Consider the following 390-nt stretch of genomic DNA (forward strand, 5'->3'; position numbering starts at 1 on the left):
CGTACTGGTGCTTGGTCGGCTCCATCGGCTTGGGCTCGATCAGGAAGTTACCCTTGAAGCCGTTCTTGCGGCCGTAGTCACGGGCCATGGTCAGGAAGCGGGCCAGGTGCTCCTGCTCGCGCTTCATGTCGGTGTTAAGCAGGCTCATGTAACCTTCGCGGCCGCCCCAGAACACGTAGTTCTCACCGTCCAGTGCAATGGTCGCGTCCATCGCGTCTTTCAACTGGGCGCCGGCGAAAGCGACCACGTCAAAGTCCGGGTTGGTGGAAGCACCGTTCATGAAACGCGGGTTGCTGAACAGGTTGGAGGTACCCCACAGCAGTTTTACGCCGGATTCTTTCTGCTTGGCTTTCGCCAGCTCAACCCAGTTCTGCAGACGCTTCTGGGTTT

General features: G+C 59.0%; 1 pseudogene. It reads right to left on the bottom strand.

The annotated features are described in order from the left end of the window. Window positions 1-390 (bottom strand): annotated as a pseudogene (locus B3187_RS08460) (xylose isomerase); the annotation flags it as partial.

The organism is Marinimicrobium sp. UBA4209, from assembly GCF_002381585.1.
GTDB classification, from domain to species: Bacteria; Pseudomonadota; Gammaproteobacteria; order Pseudomonadales; family Cellvibrionaceae; genus Marinimicrobium; species Marinimicrobium koreense.